3 protein-coding genes are annotated in these 2,477 nt (G+C 65.4%); all 3 read right to left on the reverse strand.

The features are described 5' to 3' along the window. Positions 1-29: 29 nt before the first annotated feature. The 3 genes from tnpC to FJU08_RS22530 are packed head-to-tail and all read right to left on the reverse strand — an operon-like array spanning position 30 to position 2,392. Positions 30-1,580 (reverse strand): IS66 family transposase, encoded by a 1,551-nt coding sequence (tnpC, locus tag FJU08_RS22520; protein WP_141151283.1) that lies wholly within the window; start codon positions 1,578-1,580, stop codon positions 30-32. Between the two features lie 54 nt (positions 1,581-1,634). Continuing rightward, complete coding sequence (tnpB, locus tag FJU08_RS22525; RefSeq protein ID WP_141151284.1) at positions 1,635-1,988, reverse strand: IS66 family insertion sequence element accessory protein TnpB; 354 nt, start codon at positions 1,986-1,988, stop codon at positions 1,635-1,637. Continuing rightward, positions 1,982-2,392 carry a transposase gene (locus FJU08_RS22530; RefSeq protein WP_141151285.1) on the reverse strand — a complete coding sequence of 137 codons (411 nt, stop codon included), beginning with the start codon at positions 2,390-2,392 and terminating at the stop codon, positions 1,982-1,984. Before FJU08_RS22530 ends, tnpB begins: the two co-directional genes overlap by 7 nt. Positions 2,393-2,477 lie beyond the last annotated feature (85 nt).

The following is a 2,477-nucleotide window of genomic DNA, read 5'->3' on the forward strand; positions in this document are numbered from 1 at the left end:
CGTAAGCGCTGTCTCCGCCCCATGGGAGATCAGGTTGACTTGCTGAAGTTCCAGGGAAGGAGCTCATCGATCCTGGAGTTCGGGTGGCCAGCTGCGATCGCCTCCAGGGTCGCTTTGAGATAAGCGAATGGCTCCACGCCGTTGATCTTCGCGGTCGCGATCAGGGAGGCGATGCGGGCCCAGGTGCGGCCGCCCTCGTCGTGGCCGGCGAAGAGCGCATTCTTTCGCGTCAGGGCAATCGGACGGATCAAGTTCTCGATGGAATTGGAGTCCATCTCGACACGGCCGTCGTGGAGGAAGGTCTGCAGCCCGCCCCACTGGCGGTGGATGTAGGTCAGCTTCTCGCCAAGGCGCGACTTGGCTGAGACGCGCAGGCGCTGTGCCTGCAGCCAGTCGCCGAACTCGTCAACGAGGGGCACGCTCCGGGCTTGGCGGGCAGACAGGCGCTGGCCGGGGCCCATGCCGCGGATCTCAGCCTCGATGCGGTAGAGTTCGGCGATGCGGCGCAGGCCATCAGCGGCGATTTCCGAGCCGTCGCGGTCGAAGATTTCTTTCAGCTTGCGGCGAGCGTGTGCCCAGCAGTTGGCAACCGTGATCGGTGCGCCACCCTTTCGGGACGGGCGCGTCAGGCGATCATAACCGGTGTAGCCGTCGAGCTGGAGGATGCCGTCGAAGCCCAGCAGGATCTGCTCGGCATGCGCGCCGGCGCGGCTGGGATGGTAGGTGAAGACGACACCGGGCGGGTCATCGCCGCCCCATCCGCGGTCGTCGCGGGCAAGCGCCCAGAGGTAGCCGGTCTTGGTCCGGCCACGGCCCGGGTCGAGTACTGGGGCGGTGGTCTCGTCCATGAAGAGCTTGGTCGATCCCTTCAGGTGCTCGGTCAGTCGATCGACCACGGGGTCGAGGTGGAAGGCCGCAATGCCGGCCCAGTCCGCCAGGGTGCTGCGATCGACTTGGATGCCGGAGCGGGCAAGGATCTGGCTTTGCCGGTAAAACGGCAGGTGGTCCGCGAACTTGGACACCAGCACGTGGGCGATGGCACCCTCGGTCGGCAGCCCACCCTCGATCAGCCAAGGCGCGGCGACCGCCTGGGTGAGCCCATCCGAGCAGGTACGGCAGGCATACTTCGGCCGGATGTCGACCAGCACACGAAGCTGCGCCGGGATGATGTCGAGGCGCTCGGTGCGGTCCTCACCAATCCGATGCATGCGGCCGCAGCCGCAAGGGCAATCGAGGCTGGCTGGCTCAATCACACGCTCGATGCGTGGCAAGCCCGCAGGCAGATGGCCGAGGTTGCGCTGCCGTGACCGGCGCGGCGTCGTGGTGGACGGCGCGGCCTGCTCCTTGCGGGTCTCGACCTCGGCGATGGCGGTTTCCAAGTCCTCAAAGGCCAGCTGCCGGTCATCATCGCTCAGCTTCTCGGACCGCTTGCCATGCACGGCATGGTTCAGCTCGGCAATGAGATGCTCCAGCCGCCGGTTGGCGTCCTTCAGCGCGTCGTTCTCCTGCAAGAGAGCCAGCACAGCGGCGCGCTGGCTCTCGGGGATCGCGGACAGGTCGATAGGCGGGGCGCTGGACATGGGCGGATTATACCGCACCCGGGGTGCCGATGTCCGGCTATTCAGCGCGGTGAGTCACTCTGCCACAGCCGGACGGCGGACCTCCAGTGACCGCACCCGGCGCCAGTCCAGGCCGGCGAACATGGCCTCGAACTGTGCTCTATTCAACGTCATCGCCCCGTCGCGGACCGCCGGCCAGGTGAAGCTGCTTTCCTCCAACCGCTTGTAAGCCATGACCAAACCGCTGCCGTCCCAGAACAAAATCTTCAACCTGTCGGCGCGCTTCGAGCGGAACACGAAGACCGTTCCGGTGAATGGATCCTCGGCCAGCGTCGACTGGACCAAGGCTGCGAGACCGTCATGGCCTTTCCGGAAGTCCACCGGCTTCGTCGTCACCAGGATCCGAACGCCCTGCGAGGGCATCAACATGGATGGGCCTCAAGCGCGTGGACGATCTCGGCGATCCGGGACACAGGCGCATCCTGCGCGAGCTCGATGACGACCGAACCCCGTACAATCCTGAGCGGTGCCTCGGCGCAGGGCAGTTCGGGCTCAGAGGCAGCCGCGATCTCATCGCGGATGACAAGAGGCGCGAAAACCGGCTCGTCGATCTCGACCGCAGGCAACACGAGCTTGCCTTCCTTGGCGAGCCGTCGCCACGCCGTCAGCTGGCTCGGCATGATCTCATAGCGCTCAGCGACACCCGACACCGTCGCCCCGGGCTCCAGCGTCTCGGCTACCGCCTGCGCCTTCACGTGTCCCGGCCAGCGCCTCTGACCGGAGTCGAAGAATTCAACACCAAGCGCTGTGAGAAACGAATTCTTTGCGAACATTGCGAAACGCACTCCTTCTCTTCGGATGCGTATCAATTCGCAACGACGCCTATCGTCGGCAATGTGGGGCGCAGACAGCGCTTAC

This window comes from Martelella alba, from assembly GCF_006516955.1.
In the GTDB taxonomy this organism is placed as follows: Bacteria; Pseudomonadota; Alphaproteobacteria; order Rhizobiales; family Rhizobiaceae; genus Martelella; species Martelella alba.